Here is a 24,275-nt window from a genome sequence, read left to right as displayed (position 1 = left end):
CATCCCCTCCGATTATCGCTTTTTATAATAAGTCAGCCCTAATGCAAACGCTAAAACCGCTCCTTTTACAATATCCATCGCATAATAAGGAACAGAGACCATCACCAAGCCATTTTGCAAAACCCCAATAAGCACAGCACCAATAAATGTGCCAATCGCGTTCGGCTTCCCTGCCCCAAATACGGCAAAACCGATAAAAGTAGCGGCCACTGCATCCATTAAATAAGGAGCTCCCGCATTGATTTCCGCCGTCATCACTCGTGCCGATAACACCATTCCACCAATTGCTGCACAAATCGCGGACAACAAATAAGCCATCGTTTTATATTTATTCACGGCGATCCCGGAAAGTCGTGCCGCTTCCTGATTGCCGCCAATCATATACATAAAGCGTCCGTGCTTCGTATACGTTAAAAACACATGAACAAGAAGGACAACCACAAACATCACAATAATAATCCAAGGGACTTGCCCCATTTTTTCAAAGATCGGACTAATCGTTCCCGTCGCAAACGTTCCATCGGGCATCACCATATTTTGTGTAACGGTTGCTCCTTTCGTATACGTCAAAGCCACTCCTTGAATAATAAACATCATCGCTAACGTCGCTAGCATATCTGGAATTTTAAATTTAATAATAAATAAGGAATTAAGTGCGCCAATCACTAATGCAGCAGCAAGAACAGCGAAGATCGCTACAACCAAATTTTGCGAATACCAGACAAACATCGAAATGGCCACCGCATTGGCTAATGAAGCCGTTGAACCTACAGATAGATCAAAGCCATTAATTGCTAAAGAAATCGTCACGCCGATGGCAATGATCGTGACAATCGAGATCGAGCGCAAAATATTGATGAGATTCTCCCCTTCGATAAATGCGGGATTGGCCCATGTGAAAATTGTGATCAGAAGCCCGATCGTCACGAGTGTTCCATATTTATATAGCCAGTCAAACAGCTGAAATAATGGTTTAATCGGCTGATTTTTTACTAAGATGGGTTGTTCTGTATCCATCTATTTTCCTCCTGTTGAATAAAATAAAATTTCTGCCTCATCCGTCGCAGCAGTATTTAACTCTTTCACTACTTCCCCGTCATAAACGACATACACGCGATCCGTCATGCCGAGAATATCGTCTAGCTCACTGGAGGCATAAATAATTCCTTTTCCTTGACCAGCGAGCCGAGCGATCAAATCAAAAATCTCTTTTTTCGCTCCGACATCAACTCCCTTTGTCGGTTCATCAAACATATAAATCTCAGCCTCTCCCATCAACCACTTGCCAATCACCACTTTTTGCTGGTTGCCGCCCGATAAATTCTCAACTTTCGTTTCAGTAGATGGCGTCACGATGTTTAACTGTTGGATCATCTGTTCAGCGGCTCGTTTTTCCGCCTTGCGATCAATCAAACTAAAAAAACGGGAAAATCGATTTATATTGGCGACACTAAGATTCGTTGCGACCGATTCATCAGTGACGATTCCCTCTTTTCTTCGCTCTTCCGGTACGAGCACAAGCCCATGGCGAACCGCATCTGCTGGAGAAGCAAATTTCATCGTTTTCCCATGCACCTTGATGTCTCCATTTGTTTGAGAGGAAGCGCCAAACAACGCCTGACAAATTTCTGTTTTTCCTGCGCCAACTAAACCTGCTATTCCGACAATTTCACCTTTATTTACATGCATACTCAGATTTTTAACGACACGTCCGTCCGATAATCCACTCACCTGTAGAATCGGTTCGCCCATTTCCGTACGAGTCTTCGGGTATTGTTCCGTCAATTTTCTTCCGAGCATTTGTTCAATGACTTCATTTGTCGACGTGTCTTCCACCTTTTTTGTCATAACCCACTCGCCATTTCTCATCACCGTGATTTCCTCGCATATGTCAAACAGTTCTGGCAAGCGATGTGAGATGAAAATGATCGCCACTCCTTGCCGTTTTAACAAACGAATAAGCTGGAATAATTCTTCCGTTTCCGCATGACTTAAAGGGGCTGTTGGTTCGTCTAAAATTAAACAGCGACAATCGTCAGAGATGGCTTTAGTAATGAGTACCATCTGCTTTTCAGCTAGCGTCAATTGGTCGATGCGTTTGTCCGTCGGAATGTGAACATGCAAGCTTGCTAACAAATCAGCTGCTTGTTTGTGAATCACCTTCCAATTGATAAACAGCTTTTGTTCGATCTGCCCTTGCATAATATTTTCAGCAACCGTCAAGTTAGAAACGAGAGCCGTATCTACTTCTTGATAGACCATTTGAATCCCGAGTTGCTTTGCCTCTTTCGGTGAGCGAATCTTAACCAGCCTACCATCTATCAATATCTCGCCACGATAATGATCATAAGCACCCGAGAGCACTTTCATAAGTGTCGATTTCCCCGCGCCATTGGCTCCGATTAACGCATGGGCTTTACCATTTTCTATGCGAACATTGACCTTCTTCAAAGCTGCCACGCCAGGAAACTCAATCGAAATATCTTTTAACTCAATCATTTTTTATAATGTTCCTTCAAGGTGTTCATCCACTCTTCTTCAAACTCATTGGATTCTCCCCAGCCGGAAACGACAGTCGATAAATTTTCCATATTAATTGGTGCTTTAGATGAAGAAAGATCTTTTTGTGAGATTAAGCTCGCATCAAGCGCATATTGTTGCGGTGTTTCTTCCCCAGCGAGCTTCTTCGCTAAAATTCTCATATTGATTTTGCCGACTAACGCCGGATCAACGGCCGCTGTATAGGTCCACGGACTTCCTTTTTCCTGCATAATTTGTAAATCAGCATTAGATACATCAATTCCGTAAATCTTCACTTCCTCGCGACCTGCTTCTTTCAGTGCACGAGCAGCTCCAATCGCAAAGGCATCCCATGTGGCGTAAATTGCATCAAGCTCCCCCTTTGGATATTTCTTCAGCATCGCTTGCACCGCATTTTGCGTTTGCACGGATGTATCAGCCGCTGCGACACCGAAGCGATCCACCTCTTTAATGCCTGGGTTTTCTTTTAACGTTTGCTCATAAACAGCATTGCGACGCACCATTGGCGGGAAACCATCAACCCAAAGATAAGCAATCTTCGCTTTTCCATTAAAATCTTTTACAAGCTGATCCAAACTTAACGTCGCTAACGCTTTGTCATCTTGAGAAGTTAGCGTTACACCTTCGATCTTTTTCACATCTTCAATTGAGTCAAAGGTGACGACACTCTTCCCCTTCTCTGTCAATTTCTTCACCGCATCAACGGTAGCTGCATCATCCCCGTGAGAGAGAATTACTCCATCATAATCTTGGTTTGTTGCTTGAGCGATCGCATCATGAAATTTTGCCGTATCGCCATTGGCGGTAAATACATCCACTGTAAATCCGAGCGCTTCTCCTTCTTGTTTCGCACCGGCTAAAAATTGAGCTGTATGGTCATCACCGCCAATTTTGCGAATGACCTTAATTTTCACTTCTTCCCCATTAGCAAAACGCTCCGGTACATTTTCAATTTTCGTATTTTTCTTTTCTGATGAAGCTGCTTCCTCTCCCGTTGAGCAACCTGTTAACAATAACGTTAACGCTAAACTCGAAACAGCCAACTTTTTTATCCACTTTTTCACGTAAAACTCCTCCAATTCAAACACATATTATTCGACAAATTCCGAGGCGTGCCAGGCACCTAGTATACCGGGACCCAGCCTTCTTCGGTGACGAAGATGCGAACGGCGACTACTTGGCGGTCTTCAGCGAGTGTGAAGTAATGACGGACACCTTCTGGAACGGAGATCAGGTCACCTGGGTTGAGGTGGACTTCGAAAAATTGGCCGTTTTTCGCTTGAATGACAAATACTCCATGACCGCTAGCAATAAAGCGCACTTCATCGTCCGTATGATGATGCTCGTGCTGAAACTTTTTCAATAGTTCTTCCAGATTTGGTGTATGTTCGGCTAGTGAGATCACATCCCAAGCTTGGTAGCCTCTTCTTGCTGAAATATCCTGAATTTCTGCTTCAAACGCTTGTAATATCGCTTGCTTTTCTTCTTCACTCAACACATATTTCCCTTGTAACTCAGCTGGTAATTTCTCGATATCCCATTGCTCATAAATCACATCCTGTTGCTGTAAAAATGAAACCACTTCCTCTTGATTGTCGATCATTTCATTTGTTTCTTGAATTTTAATCGTTGTCATGTTGACTCCCCCTACTTTTGTAATATTGTGAATTTTAAAAATTCAAAAGAGATTTGCTTTCGCTTGAATAAGCGCCAGTTGATACTGAAATAAAAATTCACACGCTTCGAGCACTTTCTTCGCTTCAAAGCCATCTTTCCCCCAGACGGTAATACCATGGTTTCGGATCAATACGGCCCCCTTCTCTTCATTCACAAAGGGAACCATCGCAGCCGCTAAAGTTGGAATATCCGCATAGTTAGGGATGATGGGAATCGGCCATTTCGCATCCTCTTCCCATCGGCCAAATGCCTTGATCAGCTCTTGACCTTGAAACACCACTCGCCTCTTATCTCCATACAGCTCAGAAATCACATTATTCGCCACCGTATGTACATGCAAGCTACAGCCCGCGTTCGTTCGGCGATAAATTTCACAATGCAAAAGTGTTTCCGCTGACGGCTTCAAGTTCGTCTCTTCCACTGGATTCCCTTCCCCATCGACAAGCAAAAAATCTTCACTCGTCTTTTTTCGCTTATCTTTGCCACTAGCAGTGACAAGAAATTGAATGGGATCATCTTGAACCTTGATCGCTAAGTTTCCGCTTGTTCCCATAAACCAGTCCCGAGCCGCCAGCTCCTCTTTAATCTCGCTCAGCTCGTAAGCACGAGTAACGTATATACTCATTTTCTCCCCACTCCCTGTAGGTTTTCTAACACTTCAATGCAGTCATAGAACGTTTCAAACGATTGAAATGGAATTGACAGGGCCGCGCATTTTTCCGATAAATAATCTCTGGCAATGACCGTATCGGCAATCTTAGCCGCTTGTAAATCAGTGACTGAATCACCAATAACAACTGTATGTGTATCCGCATTCACCAATTGGCGGATAATCGTTGGCTTACAACAACCACAATGTTGATTCGGACATTGTTCATCACAAACATGCGGCCATTGAATCTGGATCGTGTCTCCACTAAAATCAGCTTGATTGCAGTGTACGCCGGCAATCGAATCGAAAGACTCCAACATTGGCTTTACAAAAAAATCAATGCCTCCGCTAACGATATAAAGAGGAATCCCTTGTTTTTTCGCATATTGAACGAAGTCAGAAAAGCCCTCTCTGATTTCCGCTGTTTCCAAGACAAAATCGACGATGTCTTGCTGTAAAGAAGAAGGCAATAGCGCAAACATTTGGCCCACTCCTTCTTGAATACTTAGCTCCTGAGCAAGAATCGCATCCTTCAATTTCTCACATTCAGGAGGAGCAAAACGCTCCATAATGCTCGCAATATTATCTTTTTTTGTTACCGTTCCATCAAAGTCGCAAAAAATAATTGGTTGTTTCAAGATGTGATACCGTCCTTCCATCCCCATAATCGAATCGCTTCTTGTAATTCAATGCTAGTTGTTGCTTCTGGTAAAGGAATACCCGCTTGAACGGCGTCCACTGCTTGCCGAAAAGCTCGACCTCCACCTTTCGCGCCTAATGGGTGTCCGTGAACACCTCCACCTGCATTAATAACGCAGTCGTTACCAAAATCATTGATCAATAACGGAACAAGGCCCGGATGAATTCCCGCTGATGGGACTGGAAAAGCTGGTTTTAAAGAAGACTCTCTCGTTAACGCTTCTTTTACTTTTATCACTTTCTCCCTCTCTAACGCCACGCTGCCATAAGGCGATGGAAATAAAGAAAAATCCGCTCCTGCTAATCTAGTCAATGTGCCTAACAACAAAGAATAAGAGAGGCCGTATCTTTCCGAAGAAGCGATCGCACCGCTAAATGCCGGATGAGCCATAATCGGCAAAGCGATTTCCTCATCCTCACGTAAGCCTTGCAGCACATCTAAGCCATAAGTGAAGACATTAAATAACAGAATGTCAGCACCTAACTCTTTTGCTCGTCTTGCTTTTTCCCTTAATTTAAACGTGCGTCCAGTTAAATTGACCGCGTACAATGTGCGGTGCCCTGTTTCCTCGTACACTTGATCGAGAACCTTTTTTCCTTCTGTGATTCTTTTATCAAATGGAGTAAGTTCATTATCAAAAAGAATTTCATCATCTTTAACGAGGTCCACACCGCCTAGAGCCTGTTCCCGCAATTGATCGAGCAAATAATTCATATCGCGGCCGATCACGCCTTTAAAAATGCTCATAATTAGCGGACGGTCATAAATGTCGAGTTGTTTGCGGATGCCGCTAATACCAAATCGAGGACCAGGAAAATCAGCTAATAGCTCGTCATCTAACTTTAAATCGACTAGTTTCACTTGGCCATCTAGCGATAATTTGCCAAATGTCGTCGTTAACATAGCAGGAATATCTGTTGAAAAGTTCGCTCGTGGAAAGCGAATGTGGATTTCCGCCATCGTTTTCCCTAAAGCATCTTCTCCCATTTCTTTTATCTCCACCACATGACCCTTATGTTTTTTTAACTGCTCCTGCTCAAGCAGCGGAAGATCCGTCCAAGATCCAACTGTTAACCCTAGAGCGATGCCTTCTGCTTTTTTCGGCAAACTGTCTTTATTAGCAATGATTTGATAAACAGCTGTTACCCCACTCATCTTTGTCACCTCACAATTTTTCAATTACACACGCATATACAATAAAAAAACCTCTTCAAATAAGAAGAGGTTTCCGAAAAAACAACTTCTTATCTGTCAACATATCTGTTGTGAGAATTAGCACCGTGCTCATAACGAGTCGGTTGCCGGGCTTCATTGGGCTCATCCCTCCGCCTGCTCTTGATAAGAATCATTTTATTAAATTTGTATATCTCATAGATTAACTAGGATTATGCCACGACCCCTAACAAACTGTCAACAAAATTTTTAAAAAAACTGAAAAATTATCCTTCGACAAAACTCGAGGAGTGACTGGCACCTCGACGTGTTATAATATTCTGACAAAAGGAGGGAGCAATGTGATTGAACAAGTTGTCAAGTCGATTCAAGATGAATATCCAGATGATTTTGCTTGGTGTTATGGTTGTGGTCGTTTAAATGAAGAGGGGCATCATTTTCGCACAGGCTGGGATGGTGAGCAAACGAAAACCGTTTATATGCCTCGTCCAGAACACACGGCGATTCCAGGTTTTGTATATGGTGGTTTAGTCGCATCATTAATCGATTGTCACGGAACGGGGTCAGCTGCCTTAGCTTTACATCGAAAAAATGGACATGAAGTTGGGGATGGAGCAACTCCCCCACGTTTTGTAACCGCTTCGCTCAATGTGAATTTCCTGAAACCAACTCCACAAGACGTACCGTTAGTGGCTATCGGGTCCGTCACAGAAATTCATCCGAAAAAGTGGAAAGTCGAAACAGAAGTCTTTGCAGATGACATGCTTTGTGCTCGTGGAGAAGTGATTGCTGTTGTCATGCCAAGCACCTTCGCTAAAAAAGACTGAGTATTCGCTCAATCACCCTCATAGCTACAAAGAAAACCACCATTCACAGGTGGCTTTCTTTTTTTATTCGACAAAAACCAAGGAGGGACAGACACCTCTCCCCCTCGGTTCTTGTCGAATTTTTATTCTTTACAAGTTGTCGCAATAGGACTAGAATGACATCATCTTAATTTTTGTTAAGAAATTTTTCTAATTCGCTGAGTTCTACATGAAGATCATGAGGAGCGGGGGAACCAAAGAACACTGGGGTGAATCTCAAAATAGTGAGTAGGGCAACTCTTGCTGTCCGAATCCGTCAGCTAACCTCGTAAGCGTTGTGAGAGAGAGATGGTGAGTATTTAATCAATAAACTAAAAATTAAATAATTAAAACGTATGCATCTATTTTGCTTAGTTCCTAATTTTTTAGGAAGCGGGGGAACCAACCGTGGCTCATGAGTCACATGGGGTGAATCTCAAAATATTGAGTAGGGCACTCTCAAGCCCGAATCCGTCAGCTAACCTCGTCAGCGCATTGAGAGAGGCAACACGAATTCTGTGTATTCACACGGCTAATTTTCCTATGCCGTATAAGAAGCCGCAGGAAGAGTGACCTCTTCCTGCAGGCTTCTTTTTTGTTCCCTTAAAACAATTATTTAACAAAAAAGGAGTGTTTTCACTTGCTAGATGTATCCATGGTCGTGTTGCTCGCTACCATCTTTGGCTTGTTTTTTCTCTTTATTTCTTGGTGTCATCAAACGATCGGAGGAAATGAATCATGATGTTCGCTGCCTTTGTAACTATTTGTCTATTATTTTTTCTACTTTATGTGCTTATTCACCCAGAAAAGTTTTAAAAATGAAGGAGGATTCCCCCCATGGATGTATTGCAAATAAGCGTCGTGTTGGTCTTGCTTTTACTGCTTGTGAAACCGCTAGGAACGTATATCTATCATGTGTTCTCTGGCCAACCAAATGCTTCAGATAAACTGTTTCAACCATTTGAAAACATCATTTTTAAAATCAGTGGATTAAAAGAGAGACCGAATATGTCAGCAAAAAAGTATACCCTCTCGCTTATCCTAACAAACATCATTTTCGTTGCTGTTGGCTATACAATTTTGCGACTGCAAAAATACTTACCTTTTAATCCAAATGGCATTGACAATATAGAACCGACTTTGTCATTTAATACGATTATCAGCTTCATGACAAACACCAACTTGCAACATTATAGCGGAGAAACCGGATTATCCTATTTTTCACAAATGGCTGTTATTACGATGATGATGTTCACCTCAGCCGTCACAGGTATTGTCGTTGCCATCGCATTCATTCGTGGAATCACGTCAAAAGGAAATACACTCGGGAACTTTTTTGAGGATTTTGTGAAAGGTCACACAAGACTATTAATCCCGATGGCGATCATCGTCACTCTCGCTCTCGTCGGCTTAAAGGTACCGCAAACGCTAGATCCGTCCATCGAATTAACGACTCTTTCTGGTGACAAACAAGAAATCGCCGTTGGACCAGTCGCATCTCTCGTGTCCATTAAGCATTTAGGAACAAATGGCGGAGGATTTTTCGGTGTCAACTCCTCTCACCCATTTGAAAACCCTAGCCCGTTGACCAATGTACTTGAAATGTTATCGATGTGGTGTATTCCAGCGGCATTAACATACACTTACGGACGATTTGCCAAAAATCAAAAACAAGGCTGGGTGATCTTTTCATCGATGGCATTGATTTTCTTAGCCTTTCTTTCACTTATTTATTTCTCGGAAAGCCAAGGAAATCCAGCTCTTGTCAACATGGGATTGGATGGTTCTCAAGGTAGTATGGAAGGCAAGGAAATGAGATTCGGTATTGCCCAATCGGCCCTATTTAGCACCGTAACAACCGCAGCCACAACAGGAACAGTGAATAATATGCATGATACATTAACGCCGCTTGGTAGCATTACCCCACTTGCGTTAATGATGCTGAATTCGATTTTTGGTGGCGATGGCGTTGGTTTAGTGAACATGCTCATGTATGCCATCATCACTGTGTTCATTTGTGGATTGATGGTTGGCCGCACACCAGAATTTTTAGGGCGGAAAATTGAGCCTAAGGAAATGAAGCTGATCGCGATCGCTTTACTGGCTCATCCGCTTATCATCCTTGGTCCAACAGCCATTGCTTTCTTAACCGATTTAGGAAAAGAAGCGATTAGCAACCCTGGCTTCCATGGGATTTCACAAGTGCTATATGAGTACACTTCATCCGCAGCAAACAATGGATCAGGCTTTGAGGGATTGGGCGATGCGACGCCGTTTTGGAATATTTCGACTGGACTCGTCATGCTGCTTGGACGATACTTATCCATCGTTGCCTTATTAGCAGTAGCCGGCTCACTTAGTCAAAAGCAACCGATCCCGGAAACGATCGGTACATTTAAAACGGACCAACCGTTATTTTCTGGCCTTCTAATCGGAACAGTGTTAATCGTAGGTGCCTTAACCTTTTTACCGGTCCTTGCCCTTGGACCAATCGCAGAATATTTAACGATTCGCTAATTGAATGAGGTGAAAAATGATGAAAGATGTAACACCTAAGCTAAGTTCAACCGCACTTCAAAAAGCGGTTGTTCAAAGCTTTGTTAAACTAAATCCACTTGTTATGATCAAAAATCCGATTCTATTTGTAGTAGAAATTGGGGCAATATTTGTACTGTTAATGATGATTGCTCCACCCTTCTTTGGAGCAGAAGGACGGTTCGGCTACAATTTCGCCGTGTTTCTCATCCTTTTGTTTACCCTCTTGTTCGGTAATTTTGCAGAGGCATTAGCGGAAGGACGTGGAAAAGCACAAGCTGATAGCTTAAAACAAACAAAGAAAGATACAGTTGCCAATAAAGTGCAGAAAAATGGAGACATCAAATCAGTGTCTTCTAATGATCTCCGAAAAGGCGATGTTGTGTTAGTAGAAGCGGGAGAATTAATTCCTGGGGACGGTGAGATTATCGAAGGGCTTGCCTCCATCGATGAATCAGCCATTACAGGGGAATCTGCTCCCGTCATTAAAGAAGCAGGTGGAGACTTTAGTTCCGTCACTGGCGGTACAAGAGTTGTGAGCGACTGGATCACGGTACGAATCACAGCTGATCCCGGCGAGTCGTTCCTTGATAAAATGATTGCTCTCGTCGAAGGAGCCTCACGCCAAAAAACGCCGAATGAAATTGCTTTAAACATTTTACTCGTGACATTAACGATGATCTTTTTAATTGTTGTTGTGACATTAGTGCCGATTGCTAATTACGTGGGCGTCGAGTTAGATCTGTCTACACTGATCGCCTTGCTCGTTTGTCTCATCCCAACGACGATCGGTGCCCTCTTGTCGGCGATCGGAATCGCTGGGATGGACCGCGTGACACGCTTTAATGTGATCGCTATGTCTGGAAAAGCAGTTGAGGCGGCCGGTGATATTAACACGATCGTTCTTGATAAAACAGGGACCATTACATTCGGCAATCGGTTAGCTGCCGACTTTCTTCCGGTCAAAGACATTGAACAAAACACGCTGATGAATACGGCCGTCATCACTTCCTTATTCGATGAAACACCAGAAGGTCGCTCCGTATTAGAACTAGCGAAGGAAAGAAAAGCTTCATGGGAAAAGTCAGCTTATGAACAAGCGGAAATCATTCCTTTCACCGCAGAAGAACGAATGAGTGGAATCAATATGAAAGGAAACGAATTTAGAAAAGGATCTGTAGATGCGATCATGCACTGGGTGAAAGAAAAAGGCGGAATGATTCCCAATGATTTAAAAACCATCGCAGATGACATTTCCAAACAAGGTGGCACTCCGTTAGCTGTCGCCAAAAATGGGGAAATACTAGGGATCATTTATTTAAAAGACACCGTCAAACCCGGGATGAAAGAACGCTTTGATGAACTAAGAAAAATGGGAATTAAAACGATTATGTGTACAGGAGATAATCCATTAACAGCGGCCACGATCGCTAAAGAAGCCGGTGTTGATGATTTCGTTGCTGAATCGAAACCGGAAGATAAAATTAGAGTCATCCGCGAAGAGCAAGAAAAAGGAAAATTAGTCGCCATGACAGGGGATGGTACGAATGATGCCCCTGCCCTTGCACAAGCCGATGTCGGACTGGCGATGAACAGCGGAACAATTGCAGCGAAAGAAGCCGCCAATATGGTGGACTTAGATTCTGACCCAACGAAAATCATTGAAGTCGTGTCGATCGGAAAGCAATTATTAATGACTCGGGGATCGTTAACAACCTTTAGTATCGCGAATGATGTCGCTAAATATTTTGCCATCATCCCTGCGATGTTTACCGTAGCAATTCCAGAAATGGAAGCACTAAATATCATGGGATTGAATTCACCAACGAGCGCTATTTTATCGGCTCTCATATTCAATGCGTTGATCATTCCATTATTAATCCCGTTAGCCATTAAAGGGGTAAAATACGTACCAATGTCCGCCAATCAATTAATCTCAAGAAACATTATGATCTACGGTCTTGGCGGAGTGATTGTTCCATTTATCGGCATTAAGTTAATTGATATGATCATTGGATTGTTCATGTAAGAAAATTTGTGACAGTATGGAGGAGCTAACATGTTTAAAATCATTCGGTTATCACTATTGATGATCGTTTTATGTGGAATCGCCTACCCATTGGCTATGACAGGTCTTGGACAGCTATTGTTTCCGGCACAAGCGAACGGAAGCTTAATTGAAAATGAGAAAGGGCAAATCGTCGGTTCCGAGCTAATCAGTCAAAATTTTGACGAACCAGGCTATTTTCATGGGCGAGTTTCTTCTATAGAACACGACGCCTCAGCTTCAGGCTCAAACAACTATGCACCATCGAATCCTGAAATGCTAGAACGAGTGGAACAATCGATCGAAGACATCCAAAAAGAATATCCTGATATCGACTTGAAGGATATCCCTGTCGACTTAATCACAAACTCTGGCTCTGGACTCGACCCGCACATCTCAGTAGCCGCAGCTAAATTCCAAGTCGACCGCGTCAGCAAAGAAACAGGCATCGACCAAAACACATTAAACAAAGTGATTAAAGAAACTACTGAACCACGTAGCCTCCAACTTTTCGGAGAACCGCGAGTCAACGTATTAAAACTAAATATCAAAATACAGGAACTAACAAAATAAAACTGGGTCTGCCCCCACTGCATATGTTGGGGGCAGATTTTTTCAAAGGGGGATTTAGTTTGAATCGTAAGTATCGAAGAAAAACACCCGAGGAAATTTTGGCAGAAATTGAGCGATTAAAGCGTGGCAAGTTGAAGGTGTATATTGGTTCGGCACCAGGGGTTGGGAAAACATATCGGATGCTTGAAGAAGCCCATGAATTAAAGAGAGAAGGAATAGATGTCGTGATCGGCTTGGTCGAAACCCACCAGAGGAAAGAGACAGAACAATTAGTCATCGACTTAGAAATCATTCCAAAGAAAACGATTGATTATAAAGGAAAAGTACTGGAGGAAATGGACAAAGATGCGATTATCGAAAGAGCACCTGAAGTGGTTCTCATTGATGAGCTCGCCCATTCCAACGTCCCTACCTCCCCAAACGAAAAAAGATTTATGGACGTAGAAGAAATTTTACACCAAGGCATCCATGTCATTTCGGCTGTTAATATTCAACATTTAGAAAGCGTCCATGACATCGTCCAACAGATCACAGGTGTAAAAGTAAGAGAGCGTATACCTGACCGCTTCCTCCATCAAGCAGACGAAATGATCCTCGTCGATGTCTCCCCCGAACTACTTATTAAAAGATTAAAAGAGGGAAAAATTTATCATTCTAGCAAAATCGAACAGTCACTCAATCATTTTTTCACAAAAAGTAATCTAGGGGCCCTAAGAGAATTATCTCTCCGTGAACTAGCCGATGATGTCGACGATCGCCTAGAGCACAATCATGTCCCCACTGGCATCAATGAAGTCATTATGGTGTGCGTCCAAAATAATCAAAGTGCAGAAAAGCTAATTCGCCGCGGATGGAGAATTGCTAGCCGCTTAAAAACGAAGCTGATTATTCTCCATATCTCACGTGAAGCCTCCATGAACCGCAAACCTGACGAAAGAAAAAAGATAAAAGAATGGAAAAAACTCGCCACCCAATTTAACGCCCACTTCATTGTTGAGCCGATCAATAAAAGAAAAATTGCCACAGCCATTACAGATGTAGCAAGCAAACATAACGTCACCCAACTAATCCTCGGACAATCCGCCAGAAGCCGCTGGGAAGAAATCATCAAAGGCTCGATCGTCGACCATATTATGAGGCATTCCCATGGGATGGATATTCATATTGTGTCATGTAATAAATAGAGCGTATCTCAGCCCTTCTACAATCTTTATTTGTTTTAAAAAGACTTTATTGTTCAATTACAAAAAGAGCATGATTTGAAAAAACTGATCAAAACATGCTCTTAGTTAATGTAATGGATAACAATTGTGTGAATCGGTTTATATTTTTTGTACTTCTAAATAATGAATGTGGTGCCCATCTTTTTTGTGTATTTTAAATACATATCCCTCAGCTTCTATCTCTGATCCTATCTCTGCATCGATGTTTTGAGTTAAGAACCAACCACCTATTGTATCTACTTCCTCATGAGATAAATCCGTTCCTAATAAGTTGTTAACATCCTCAACGAGCAATTTAGAATCTAAAATAAAGTGATTTTCGTTTAACTTTCGAATATCCGGTACTTCATCTTCATCAAATTCATCTCTAATTTCTCCAACAATTTCCTCAAGAATATCTTCAACCGTTACTAGGCCAGAGGTTCCCCCGTATTCATCCATTAAGATAGCAATGTGGATACGTTCTTTTTGCATTTTTACCAATAAGTCATGGATTGGAACAGTTTCGATTACATGAATAACTGGATTTATGAATGCCTCTAATTTAAAGCTTTCGTCTATACTTTGGTCTGTAGTAAGTTGAGCCGTTAAGAATTCTTTAACATTGATAAAGCCACGAACCTTATCTTTGTCACCATCTACAACTGGATATCGTGTATATTTTTCAGTTTTAATGATATTGAGCACATCATCATAGGTATCGTCAAGTGAAAGCGTCACAATTTCGGTGCGAGGTACCATGATCTCTTTCGCAATTCTGTCATCAAATTCAAAGATATTATTCATGTACTTTAACTCACTCTTGTTAATTTCTCCGCTCTTGTAACTTTCAGATAATAATATTCGCAACTCTTCTTCAGAATGAGCCGCTTCATGTTCTGAAGCAGGTTTCAAACCAAACAGGCCAACTAATACACGAGCAGAACCATTTAAGAGCCAAATAAATGGGTACAAAATGCGGTAAAACCATATGATTGGCTTTGCAGTCAGAAGGGTAATAGCTTCTGCTTTTTGAATAGCCAGTGTTTTAGGAGCAAGTTCCCCAACTACAACATGTAAAAATGTTGAGAGAATAAAGGCAATAACTAATATTAATACATGCGATAGTGATTCATCGACATGAAAATAACTAAATATTGGATGTAATATAACTTCAAATGTGGATTCCCCAACCCATCCAATACCTAGCGCTGTAACAGTTATCCCCAGTTGGCAGGCTGATAAATATTCATCTAAGTGGCTGACTACTTTTTTAGCAGAAACTGCTCCTTTTTTCCCTTCTAGTATAAGCTGATCAATTTTGGACGCTCTTACTTTTACCATCGCAAATTCTGTTGCTACAAAAAATGCAGTTAGAGCGATTAGTATGACAAATATAATTAAATTAATGGTGGTCAATAGATAGTCTTACTAAAGTAAGACTTACACCTCCTTATTGTTCTTTTAATCTCCGAGAATTAATTCAGTAATAAAAGTAATGTTTGTATCAAAATGTCTTCACAGAAGACGCTTCATACATTTGAAATTGATCCAACAAAACTTTCGGATCAGCATTCACTAACAACATGGAACGATGCTTTGCTTGGACAAATTCTTCTTTCACCATATGATCAAACATTGCCAACAGCGGGTCATAAAAGTGATTTATATTTAATAATCCATTAGGCTTTTGATGAATGCCTATTTGTGCCCATGTGTAAATTTCAAAAAACTCCTCCAACGTTCCAGCCCCACCTGGCATGGAAATAAAACCATCAGCCAACTCCGCCATTTTTGCCTTTCTTTCATGCATAGAGGAAACCACAATCAGCTCGGTCAAATTCGGATGAGCGATTTCTCGATTCATCAACACTTCCGGGATGACACCAATCACCCGACCTCCTTCCGCTAACACCGTATCGGCAATCACTCCCATCGTACCAACACTGGCTCCACCATACACTAAAGCGATTCCCCTGTTTGCCAATTCCTTTCCTAATGCAATTGCTCCTTCTCTATAACTCTCAGAAGCTCCCATTCTTGATCCACAAAATACAGCAATACTTTTCATCTTTGTTTCCTCCTCTTAAATCTCAAACACCCAATATTTAAAATTATACCTAATAATTGATATAAATCGGTGCGATTGCCACTAACCCCTTACACCAAAAAAGGATTCAACGTCTCTACACGCTGAATCCTTCTCCTTTATCCTTACCTCACAAAGGCGATAATTCCTTCATCATCATCAAGAACCAATTCAATCCCCGCAGCAAATGGGTCCATGTTCATTTGCGTATCGAGCCAAAAGCGAAGGGCCTCAATCATATGCACCGTCGCTAAAATTTGTTTCCGCCCTGACCAGTGAGCTTCAGCTGAGAAGCCATATTCATCATCGTACATTAGCTCGATGTCGACTTCTTCAGGAGAAATTCGCTTTTGATTCGCAAGATGTAAACAAAGGGCATTGACAACATCTTGCTCAGAAATTTTTATCTTTCCCATGCTTGATCATCCTTGCGTTTCTTTTTCAAAGAAGTGAAGATTTTGCGAACAATCATCACAATTGCTACGATCGCCAGCGTATTAATCATAAAGCCAAGGATCGAACCTAAAACGCCAAGATTTCCAAGTAAACTACCAAATAGTAAACCGGCTAAACCACCGAGCATCATCCCTTTTAAAAAACCGCCCTTATTCGACTTAGTCGCTGTTGATTTTTTTGCAGTCGTCATGGAATCTTTTTTATCATTTTCTTTTTTAAACGTAGAAGGACTGTTGCTATTTGTTGAATTTGAGTTATACGATTTTTTCCCTGAGTTATATTTCTTTGCACTCGCTACGTTTGCATTTTGATCCAACATATGAGCAACTGGTACGAAACATAAGCTTAACACTAATAAAGATGCCATTATTTTTTTAATCATTTAAAAAACCCTCCATTTTTTATTATCATTTTTCTAACATCATCTATGTTTTCTCTATACACCGAACCTCCTCTTTCCCAATAAAAAGAGCCTATACCCAGTTAGGTATAGGCCATAAACGCATAAAAGACCTCTACCATTTTCTAGGTAAGGTCTTGCTAACAACATCATTCGTTGCCAACAAAGCCGAGAGCTATGTGCTCCGTAATGACGACTTTGCTGTAAAAGCTACTCCCCTTATAAGGAATATTGAACATCTATTACTAGCGTAACGGAATAATAGGCGAATGTCAAGGGTGTTACTCTAATAAACTCCTCACCGATTCACATAACTTTTCCATTTCTGATAAGCAACATGTAATAACGCATAATCATCATAAGAAATGGACGCTTTGTTATGCTGAATGATCACGTTTTGATATTTCACCCTCATATTCATAAACAATATGTTCGCAAGATGGTTGAAAGACGGTCTTACCACCAATTTAGTCAAATAAGCTGACTGGCTAGCCCCTGGCCTTCTCTGTTTATTTAATTCAGCAATGATGTGTTCAGCCGTGCCGATGCCAATTCCATGCCCATAATACGTACCATCTTCAAGAACAACGGCATTTTCTCCTCTCCACTGAGACTTATTCGGATCAAACTCCGGATTTTTAAAATATACGACATCTCCAGGCAAAAAATGCTCCAAGTCCCTAGCCTTTAATCCAAGATCAGGGTCGGCATGCCAGCTATATAAATGAATCGATTGAAACCATTGATTGAACGCCGCTTCCCCAATCACTTTAAGCACCGCATGATAATACACAATCAGTTTTGCTGTTGCACATTCAAACGCATATTGCGAACTATTGTTATAAATATCTAAAATCGCATCCGATGGCCTCACATCTTGCCTTTGTTGAAATCCTCCAAAATGGGTGACATACCAATACTGTGGGTTTGCACGGGACCTTGCAAATACAGCAAACCGTGCTTTACTATTATTTAAAGCTCTAGCACTTTGAATAATGCTTTTTCGCATATTCACTTCAAATGATAAATCATCTATAGATGGATAAGAATACACAACCGAAGCTTTATTCATCTCCTGAATAATCCTATGTTCAATACTCCCAGCTGGCCAAATGTTCATTTGCTGAAAGGGCATTCCCGACACTACAATCATGTGATCCCCCTTTTCCACACATTATTACTTATCCTATTCAAAGAAAAAACCCAGCATTCCTTAAAAAGGAAGCTGGATATTATTTGACAGGACTTCTTTTTCCAAATATCCCATGCCAAAAGGAAGCAGCTGTTGTTTTTCTCCTCTCTTTCTCCTTTCTAAGCATGGAAAATTGTAACGGTGGCCAAAAACGCAAAGCAACTAATAAACTGCTGATAACGACGCCAGCAATAGCAAACGTCAACCATGGGATCGATGAAGTCGTGCCTAAACGAAGCAGCTGGCCACCTGCGAATTTCCCAATTCCTTCCCCCACTCCGGAAACAAAATTCGTGATTCCGAAAAATACACCAATCAGTTTTGCTGTTCCAAGTCGTGATACGGTCGCATCCATCGTAGGCAAAATCAACATCTCACCAATAATAAAAATGGCTCCGCTTCCTAATAGCCAATAGAAATTCGTCGAGAAATAAATCGACCCAAGCCCTGCCCCGATAAATAAGACGCCTACAGCCAAAACATACATCGGATGAGTTTTTTCAATAAACCACCTAGACATCGGTGTTTGCAGTACAACGACAATGACTGCATTCACTGTCCAGATCAAGCTAACCACACTCGGCTCAGGCAAAATATCCTCCGCTCGTAAAGGCAAGCTCAAGGCCAACTGAGTATACAACGCCCAAATGAAAATACTCACCAATGAAAACACAACAAAGGCTTTATTCTTAAAAACCTCCAAATACTCTTTTAACGGAACGGTTTCGCAAGGCTGATCACCACACCCCTTTGGCAGCATAAACAAACTGATGAATCCCGATAACATATAAAGACCCGCCGCCGTATAAAAAATGAGCGTAAAAGCTCCACCCAATACAAAATAAGTTAACAAACCAGCAAGGGCGATCCCTACATTGGCCGCCACTCCCCTTAAAGAAAAGGCCGTCGTCTTATTGTCCTCCTCCGCAGCCAGAGCGGCAATCGTCGCTTTCGTGGACGGCGTATTTAATCCAACCCCTAGCCCGCTGAGTAACCCCATACTAATCAACAGCCAAAATGTATCAAAAAGGGCAAAGCCAGCAATCGCGGCTCCATTCAGCCACGCACCAACGGCCATCACGCCTCTCCTACCAATACGATCAGCCAACCACCCACTCAACAAGCTACTTACTTGATAGGTAAAAGGAGACATCGCCAATATTATGCCAATTTCAGCAATCGTCATCCCCTTCTCCACCTTTAAAAAAATCGGCAGAAGCGGTACAACCATATATGTACCAAGATGAGATAACAATACTCCCGCAAGCAACACTTTCAAATGAAATCCACTTTGCTTCCAACCACCGAACGCTGCCATGATCCCACCTTCTATCATCTAGTCTTTCACTTAGCATTTACAATTCTTTATGAAAAATGTAAAAGATATCGTTGAGGTGTGAGAGCATTAAAAAAGTGCCTCCATTGAAAGGAAGCACTTCGCAAACTAAAAGAAAAAGAACCCTAAAGAAATCACCACTCCACTCACAAATAAAATAATGAGACAGAAGCCCATAATATCTTTTGCCTTTAATCCAGCAATCGCAAGTGCCGGCAATGCCCAAAATGGCTGAATCAGATTCGTCCAAGCATCGCCCCAAGCCACAGCCATAGCCGTTTTCGACATTGATACGTCCAAGTTTTGAGCGGCCTCTAGCATAACTGGTGCCTGAACAGCCCATTGTCCTCCGCCGGAAGGAACAAAAAAGTTAACAAGACCGGCACTCCAGAAGACAAGTACATGGAACGTGTTTTCCGTTGAAATAGAAACGAAGGCTTCAGATAACACCGTCGCTAATCCGGTCGAGACCATGATCCCCATTAACCCTGCATAAAATGGGAATTGAATAATAATCCCACTCGCTCCTTTGACGGCATTTCCGACTGCTTCTAAAAATCGTTTCGGTGTGCCATGAAGTAAAATGCCAAGAAATAAGAAGATAAAATTGACGATATCTAAATTAAGATTCCAGCCATTTTCTTTAATATATAAGACCAAAAAACTAAGTCCTAAAATCCCTGTTACGATAGAGATCACTCGACTATTTTCAAGTTTATCTGCTGGTGTTAACTCTGCTGCTTCCATCGTTGCCGCTTGCAATGAATCCGTTTCCTCAAGCAAGGAACGGTCAATACTTACCGTTTGATCCTTTGACGGCATCATCAATCGATTAATGATCGGAATCGTCACAAAAAGAGCGGCAATGATCACTAAATTATACGTTGAAAAAATCGTTTCGCTTGTTGGCACAACGCCAATGATGTTTTCTGTAAAATGACCAGGTGTCGCAATCGTAAGTGGTACCGAACCTGATAACCCACCATGCCATACAACGAATCCACCATAAGCACTGGCAATTAACAGCCGATAATCAACCCCATCCACTTTTTTCGCCAACTCTTTCGCAAATAAGGCGCCAATCACAAGACCAAATCCCCAGTTAATCAAGCTCGCTAAAATGGAAATAATGGAAACAAGAACGATGGCTTTCCCTGGTGACTTCGGAATCGAAGCTAAATTCCTCAATGCTTTTTTGAAAACCGGACTGCTTGCCAACGTATGACCAGTTACAAGCACAAGAACCATTTGCATCGCGAATGCTAATAACCCCCAAAACCCCTCTCCCCAATACTTCACTACTTGAACAGGCGTACTATCTGTCACAATCAACGATAAACCAGCAACAAAAAAAGTAAGAATAATAACAAATAAAAATGGATCTGGTAAATACCTTTGCATTAACTTATTAGACAACGAAATAAGCACCTTCAACCTTTTTTTCTCCCCGCTTTCCAAAATACATAATTTTCTGATATTTTATAAATATTCCATCATTTCTTCCTATTTCCTCTTTTTTTTCGTAGACATATACTGACAAAATCATACAACTACCTCAACAAGGCTGTATGTACACCGGAATATTTTTTAAAACGAGAAGAACACTAAGAAGGCAAAATAGAAAGGAGAGAAAATATATGGGACGCGGAAAAGGCTTTAATCATAAAGAAAAGGGAAACCCAGGAAACTATACGAATAAGATCGCCAAAGGGGCAAAGGAACAGAAAGATCAGCTTGAGCCAATTGATGATATTGCCACGTATGAAGCTTTTAAAAATCGTACGAGTGAAGGGGAGTAATAATTAGGAAGTCGACTGATTGAACGTGCTTGGCGACTGATTTTTCCAAATCCCCGCCTGATTCTAAGCCATCTCCGACTAAAATGAGGAATGCCCCGACTGATTCCTCCATCAGAATAGAAAAAAGGGCTTTCCTCCAAGCCGCAACATCGACTTAGAGGAAAGCCCCTTACTTAATTACCTTCAAAATTTCTTTAAATTCAGCGGTATCTGCTGATTCTAGCAGTTCATATAATGCCATTTCTACACTCGTCATTAAAATGTCTAGCGCTTTCATTTTTTCCAGGCCAATTTGTTTATTCGCTAACGTCCGTGAAGAAACGACATCCGAGATGACTTGCACTTCATATCCGGCAGCTTTCAACTCCGCACTCGTTTGATACACACAAATATGCGTCTCAATGCCACCCACTAAAATTTGCTGACATCCCGTCGCTTCCACTGCTTGTTTAAACTGTTCATTCTTCCAGCCGCTAAATGTCATTTTATGAATGGGTTCTATCCCTGATAGCTCATCGGCAACCTCTTCAATCGTCGCTCCTAACCCTTCTGGATACTGTTCTAGCCAAATGATCGGGATATTTAGAATTTGCAGCCCTTTAATCAGCCTCTGCAATTGATTGATCATCGCCCCGCTTTCATGAACGACACGAGCTAGCTTTCCTTGAACATCCACTAAAACAAACACCGTTTGATCTTTTTTCAGCAAGTCATCCCACTCCTTTTAAGCATTCGTTACGAAAGATCCGTCTCCAACCGTTTCATAAATTCTTCTGCGGCACTGTATCCTTGCTGCCTTAAATACCAATTATTCGCCGCCGCTTCAATCAACCCTGCCACATCACGGCCTGGCTGAAGCTGAATTTGAACATGCGGAATTTGCACACCCATATAATCCGTAAACTTCGCTTCGACCTCTAACTCATTATTTAAAGAATCGGTCTCCCATTTCGTTAATTCAATATCAAGAGCAATGCGAGTTTCATCTTGAAAAGCCTTCCTTCCATACAAACGCACGACATTTAATAAACCAATGCTGCGCAGAGCAAGAAATTCTTTATTCGTTTCGTTATGGGTGCCGAGCAATGTTCGTGGACTAAGCTTCCTCAACACAACGATATCATCAGCCACTAACCGATGTCCGCGGCCAATTAACGTATGCGCTGTCTCACTTTTGCCCACTCCCGATTTCCCCCGCAATAAAATGCCGATCCCAGAAACATTCACACACACACCATGTATCGCTGTTTCTGGAGCGAGTGTTTTTAACATATATGTATCGAGCTTTGCAACGAAGACAGTCGTCGGGCCCTCCGTCCGCAACAAAGGAATTCCTGCTTCCGCACAGCATTGCCTTAAATGCGTCAACTCCTCCTGTTTCCCGGTCACAATCATACATGGAGGGTTATATTTCATAATATTTCCGATTCTCGACTTCTGCTCTTCACCGCTTAATTGCTGTAAATAATTGATTTCATTTCGACCAAGAATTTGAACATGCTCCATCGGCAAAAAGTCAAAGTAATCAATAAATTCCAACCCTGGACGAGCGGTCTTTGACTTAACTACCGGACGATCCAAATACTCTCCGCCCGCCACTACCTCTAATGAAAACTTGCGAACGAGCTGTTCTACCGTAATTGATTTCATCCCAAAACACTCCTTTAACACCACAAATTATATCAGATTTTCATAAAAAATCGTTTTGTGATGATCACTAAAAAGCAAGTTCTTTTTGAACACGCCTGCGAAACTCATCATTTGTTAAAAACTTAAGCTGAAAACTGTTCATATTTAATGAAAGCTTTTTTTGCTCTAATAAGCTTAAGTCGTTCGCAAAAAATGCAAGCTCTGTTTGATTCCCTTGTTTATCAGTGGCATACATCGCCATCGTGAGCACAAAAACAGTGGACCCGCTCTTTTGCCCCCCATGGACAAGCCATTCACGATTTTTAGGGTTATTCATTAAGGATTCCATAATGGGATCTAGGTATTCATGGACAGACTTACTGAATAACGTTTTGCTATTAAGTTTTTCTATAATCGACACATAATCGTCTGTCGTTGCGCGCGACAAGCGATCAGACCAAACCTTTTGAAAATCCATATCCATTATTTTAACCAACTGCTGTTTCTCTTCATCCGAAGGCAGTTCATTTAACCATTGTTGATGGATAGCAATGGCCTGATTACGGTATTCATCCATATCCATTTCCTTTAATGCCTGCAGCGTTTCTTCTTTTGTTATATTCTTCTCCCTCATAAGCTGTAAAGGAATGAAGAGCGTACTGACCATCGGATAAATCGGTTCATGATCCGTCACATTCAACTCTTTAAGAACACGGTTGATATTTTCAAGTCCGAGTACCTGTATTAAATAGTCCGTATTGGCATTAGAACTGTAGGCAATCATTCCTTTTGCCACTTCGCTTAAAGGAACACTGTTAATCTCTTTGTCTTTTTTCACAGAATCCAGCCATGCCTCATGGGCGCCGCCATCCGTTTTTGGCACATAATAAGTGTTTAATTCCTTAAATGTCACGTTCTGTTGAGGATCGATCCGTCCATCCGCTGCCTGCTTGGCATAGGCAATCGCTACAATCATTTTAACCGTGCTCGCTAGCGGAAGCGGCTCTCGCCCATTTACCTCTACCCATTTCTCCTTATTATACTTGACCGATAAGGCAACATTTTTATTCTTAGCATTCTCTTTTAAAAATTTCAAAATATATTCAGGATCACCCTTTTGAAACATCCAACTGCCAATTCTAATCACTAAAGCAATGATGATCCCAATACCGATCCAAAGTATCATTTTCACCTGAGACACCTCCTAATGGTATATACGAATTATCCGGCATTTAGTTTCGTAAACATAAAAAACACCTTCCACTCAATGGAAAATGTCTTTAACTGACTCATAGGAAGACCTTTCCTTAATAGAATTTTGTGTGGTAACTCAATTCTATCAAGGAAAGGTCTTCCTTTTTTTGTGTCTGTATTCATTTACACAAAATATTTTATACTCTCAAGACAACGAGAACATCTAACATACTAC

24 protein-coding genes and 3 riboswitches are annotated in these 24,275 nt (G+C 41.6%); of the genes, 7 read left to right on the top strand and 17 right to left on the bottom strand.

Features of this window, described 5'->3' with window-relative positions:
- Positions 1 to 12: 12 nt before the first annotated feature.
- Genes WDJ61_RS03255 through WDJ61_RS03225 form a run of 7 tightly spaced genes read right to left on the bottom strand, consistent with a single transcriptional unit; the run spans position 13 to position 6,725 of the window.
- Positions 13 to 1,017, bottom strand: a complete 1,005-nt coding sequence (locus tag WDJ61_RS03255; protein WP_338753111.1) for an ABC transporter permease — start codon at positions 1,015 to 1,017, stop codon at positions 13 to 15.
- Positions 1,018 to 2,499, bottom strand: a complete 1,482-nt coding sequence (locus WDJ61_RS03250; protein ID WP_338753109.1) for a sugar ABC transporter ATP-binding protein — start codon at positions 2,497 to 2,499, stop codon at positions 1,018 to 1,020.
- Positions 2,496 to 3,605, bottom strand: coding sequence for a sugar ABC transporter substrate-binding protein (locus WDJ61_RS03245; protein ID WP_338753107.1), 1,110 nt, complete (start codon positions 3,603 to 3,605; stop codon positions 2,496 to 2,498). Before WDJ61_RS03245 ends, WDJ61_RS03250 begins: the two co-directional genes overlap by 4 nt.
- 59 nt (positions 3,606 to 3,664) lie before the next feature.
- Positions 3,665 to 4,177 carry a 1,2-dihydroxy-3-keto-5-methylthiopentene dioxygenase gene (locus WDJ61_RS03240; protein WP_338753105.1) on the bottom strand — a complete coding sequence of 171 codons (513 nt, stop codon included), beginning with the start codon at positions 4,175 to 4,177 and terminating at the stop codon, positions 3,665 to 3,667.
- Between the two features lie 42 nt (positions 4,178 to 4,219).
- Positions 4,220 to 4,843 (bottom strand): methylthioribulose 1-phosphate dehydratase, encoded by a 624-nt coding sequence (locus WDJ61_RS03235; RefSeq protein WP_338753103.1) that lies wholly within the window; start codon positions 4,841 to 4,843, stop codon positions 4,220 to 4,222.
- A complete protein-coding gene (locus WDJ61_RS03230) occupies positions 4,840 to 5,508 on the bottom strand; it encodes a 2-hydroxy-3-keto-5-methylthiopentenyl-1-phosphate phosphatase (protein ID WP_413789049.1) in 669 nt (222 codons plus the stop codon). The genes WDJ61_RS03235 and WDJ61_RS03230 overlap by 4 nt, the downstream gene beginning before the upstream one ends.
- Positions 5,505 to 6,725: a 2,3-diketo-5-methylthiopentyl-1-phosphate enolase gene (locus tag WDJ61_RS03225; protein WP_338753101.1), complete on the bottom strand. Its 1,221-nt coding sequence runs from the start codon at positions 6,723 to 6,725 to the stop codon at positions 5,505 to 5,507. The genes WDJ61_RS03230 and WDJ61_RS03225 overlap by 4 nt, the downstream gene beginning before the upstream one ends.
- 86 nt (positions 6,726 to 6,811) lie before the next feature.
- Positions 6,812 to 6,915, bottom strand: a riboswitch (SAM riboswitch).
- Positions 6,916 to 7,084: 169 nt separating this feature from the next.
- Here WDJ61_RS03225 and WDJ61_RS03220 point away from each other — a divergent pair.
- The 6 genes from WDJ61_RS03220 (at position 7,085) to kdpDN (ending at position 13,927) form a co-directional block, all read left to right on the top strand.
- Positions 7,085 to 7,570, top strand: a complete 486-nt coding sequence (locus WDJ61_RS03220; RefSeq protein ID WP_338753100.1) for a PaaI family thioesterase — start codon at positions 7,085 to 7,087, stop codon at positions 7,568 to 7,570.
- Between the two features lie 185 nt (positions 7,571 to 7,755).
- A riboswitch (cyclic di-AMP (ydaO/yuaA leader) is annotated at positions 7,756 to 7,900 on the top strand.
- A gap of 46 nt (positions 7,901 to 7,946) precedes the next feature.
- Positions 7,947 to 8,097, top strand: a riboswitch (cyclic di-AMP (ydaO/yuaA leader).
- A gap of 229 nt (positions 8,098 to 8,326) precedes the next feature.
- Positions 8,327 to 8,404: a potassium-transporting ATPase subunit F gene (locus tag WDJ61_RS19000; RefSeq protein WP_094834579.1), complete on the top strand. Its 78-nt coding sequence runs from the start codon at positions 8,327 to 8,329 to the stop codon at positions 8,402 to 8,404.
- A gap of 21 nt (positions 8,405 to 8,425) precedes the next feature.
- Complete coding sequence (gene kdpA / locus WDJ61_RS03215) at positions 8,426 to 10,105, top strand: potassium-transporting ATPase subunit KdpA (RefSeq protein WP_338753098.1); 1,680 nt, start codon at positions 8,426 to 8,428, stop codon at positions 10,103 to 10,105.
- Between the two features lie 16 nt (positions 10,106 to 10,121).
- Positions 10,122 to 12,152, top strand: coding sequence for a potassium-transporting ATPase subunit KdpB (gene kdpB / locus WDJ61_RS03210; RefSeq protein WP_338753096.1), 2,031 nt, complete (start codon positions 10,122 to 10,124; stop codon positions 12,150 to 12,152).
- 30 nt (positions 12,153 to 12,182) lie between these two features.
- Positions 12,183 to 12,743 (top strand): potassium-transporting ATPase subunit KdpC, encoded by a 561-nt coding sequence (gene kdpC, locus WDJ61_RS03205; protein ID WP_338753094.1) that lies wholly within the window; start codon positions 12,183 to 12,185, stop codon positions 12,741 to 12,743.
- Between the two features lie 23 nt (positions 12,744 to 12,766).
- On the top strand, positions 12,767 to 13,927 hold the full coding sequence (kdpDN, locus tag WDJ61_RS03200) for a KdpD-like non-kinase potassium sensor (protein WP_338753092.1): 1,161 nt from the start codon (positions 12,767 to 12,769) through the stop codon (positions 13,925 to 13,927).
- A gap of 138 nt (positions 13,928 to 14,065) precedes the next feature.
- Here kdpDN and WDJ61_RS03195 read toward each other — a convergent pair whose 3' ends face one another.
- From WDJ61_RS03195 to WDJ61_RS03165, 7 genes are all read right to left on the bottom strand, one after another.
- A complete protein-coding gene (locus tag WDJ61_RS03195) occupies positions 14,066 to 15,364 on the bottom strand; it encodes a hemolysin family protein (protein WP_338753090.1) in 1,299 nt (432 codons plus the stop codon).
- An 88-nt stretch (positions 15,365 to 15,452) separates the two neighbouring features.
- The gene (locus WDJ61_RS03190) at positions 15,453 to 16,016 is read right to left on the bottom strand and encodes a TIGR00730 family Rossman fold protein (RefSeq protein ID WP_338753088.1); all 564 of its coding nucleotides are present in this window, start codon (positions 16,014 to 16,016) and stop codon (positions 15,453 to 15,455) included.
- Positions 16,017 to 16,159: 143 nt separating this feature from the next.
- The gene (locus WDJ61_RS03185; protein ID WP_338753087.1) at positions 16,160 to 16,450 is read right to left on the bottom strand and encodes a YxcD family protein; all 291 of its coding nucleotides are present in this window, start codon (positions 16,448 to 16,450) and stop codon (positions 16,160 to 16,162) included.
- Complete coding sequence (locus WDJ61_RS03180) at positions 16,438 to 16,872, bottom strand: hypothetical protein (protein WP_338753086.1); 435 nt, start codon at positions 16,870 to 16,872, stop codon at positions 16,438 to 16,440. The genes WDJ61_RS03185 and WDJ61_RS03180 overlap by 13 nt, the downstream gene beginning before the upstream one ends.
- Positions 16,873 to 17,188: 316 nt before the next feature.
- Positions 17,189 to 18,043, bottom strand: coding sequence for a protein-glutamine gamma-glutamyltransferase (locus tag WDJ61_RS03175; protein WP_338753085.1), 855 nt, complete (start codon positions 18,041 to 18,043; stop codon positions 17,189 to 17,191).
- Positions 18,044 to 18,122: 79 nt separating this feature from the next.
- The gene (locus WDJ61_RS03170) at positions 18,123 to 19,400 is read right to left on the bottom strand and encodes an MFS transporter (RefSeq protein WP_338753084.1); all 1,278 of its coding nucleotides are present in this window, start codon (positions 19,398 to 19,400) and stop codon (positions 18,123 to 18,125) included.
- A gap of 126 nt (positions 19,401 to 19,526) precedes the next feature.
- A complete protein-coding gene (locus WDJ61_RS03165; RefSeq protein WP_338753083.1) occupies positions 19,527 to 20,852 on the bottom strand; it encodes a short-chain fatty acid transporter in 1,326 nt (441 codons plus the stop codon).
- 203 nt (positions 20,853 to 21,055) lie between these two features.
- Between WDJ61_RS03165 and WDJ61_RS03160 the strand changes: the two genes are divergently transcribed.
- Positions 21,056 to 21,217, top strand: a complete 162-nt coding sequence (locus WDJ61_RS03160) for a hypothetical protein (RefSeq protein WP_338753081.1) — start codon at positions 21,056 to 21,058, stop codon at positions 21,215 to 21,217.
- A 169-nt stretch (positions 21,218 to 21,386) separates the two neighbouring features.
- Here WDJ61_RS03160 and WDJ61_RS03155 read toward each other — a convergent pair whose 3' ends face one another.
- The 3 genes from WDJ61_RS03155 to WDJ61_RS03145 all read right to left on the bottom strand — a co-directional run bounded on the left by WDJ61_RS03155 (position 21,387) and on the right by WDJ61_RS03145 (position 24,032).
- On the bottom strand, positions 21,387 to 21,926 hold the full coding sequence (locus WDJ61_RS03155; RefSeq protein ID WP_338753080.1) for a hydrolase: 540 nt from the start codon (positions 21,924 to 21,926) through the stop codon (positions 21,387 to 21,389).
- Positions 21,927 to 21,952: 26 nt separating this feature from the next.
- Complete coding sequence (hprK, locus tag WDJ61_RS03150) at positions 21,953 to 22,867, bottom strand: HPr(Ser) kinase/phosphatase (RefSeq protein ID WP_338753079.1); 915 nt, start codon at positions 22,865 to 22,867, stop codon at positions 21,953 to 21,955.
- 67 nt (positions 22,868 to 22,934) lie between these two features.
- Positions 22,935 to 24,032 (bottom strand): serine hydrolase, encoded by a 1,098-nt coding sequence (locus tag WDJ61_RS03145; protein ID WP_338754679.1) that lies wholly within the window; start codon positions 24,030 to 24,032, stop codon positions 22,935 to 22,937.
- Between the last annotated feature and the right edge of the window lie 243 nt (positions 24,033 to 24,275).

The sequence above is a fragment of the Bacillus sp. FJAT-52991 genome, assembly GCF_037201805.1.
Lineage (GTDB): Bacteria > Bacillota > Bacilli > Bacillales > Domibacillaceae > Bacillus_CE > Bacillus_CE kandeliae.
This window is presented reverse-complemented; position numbering and strand designations above follow the sequence as displayed.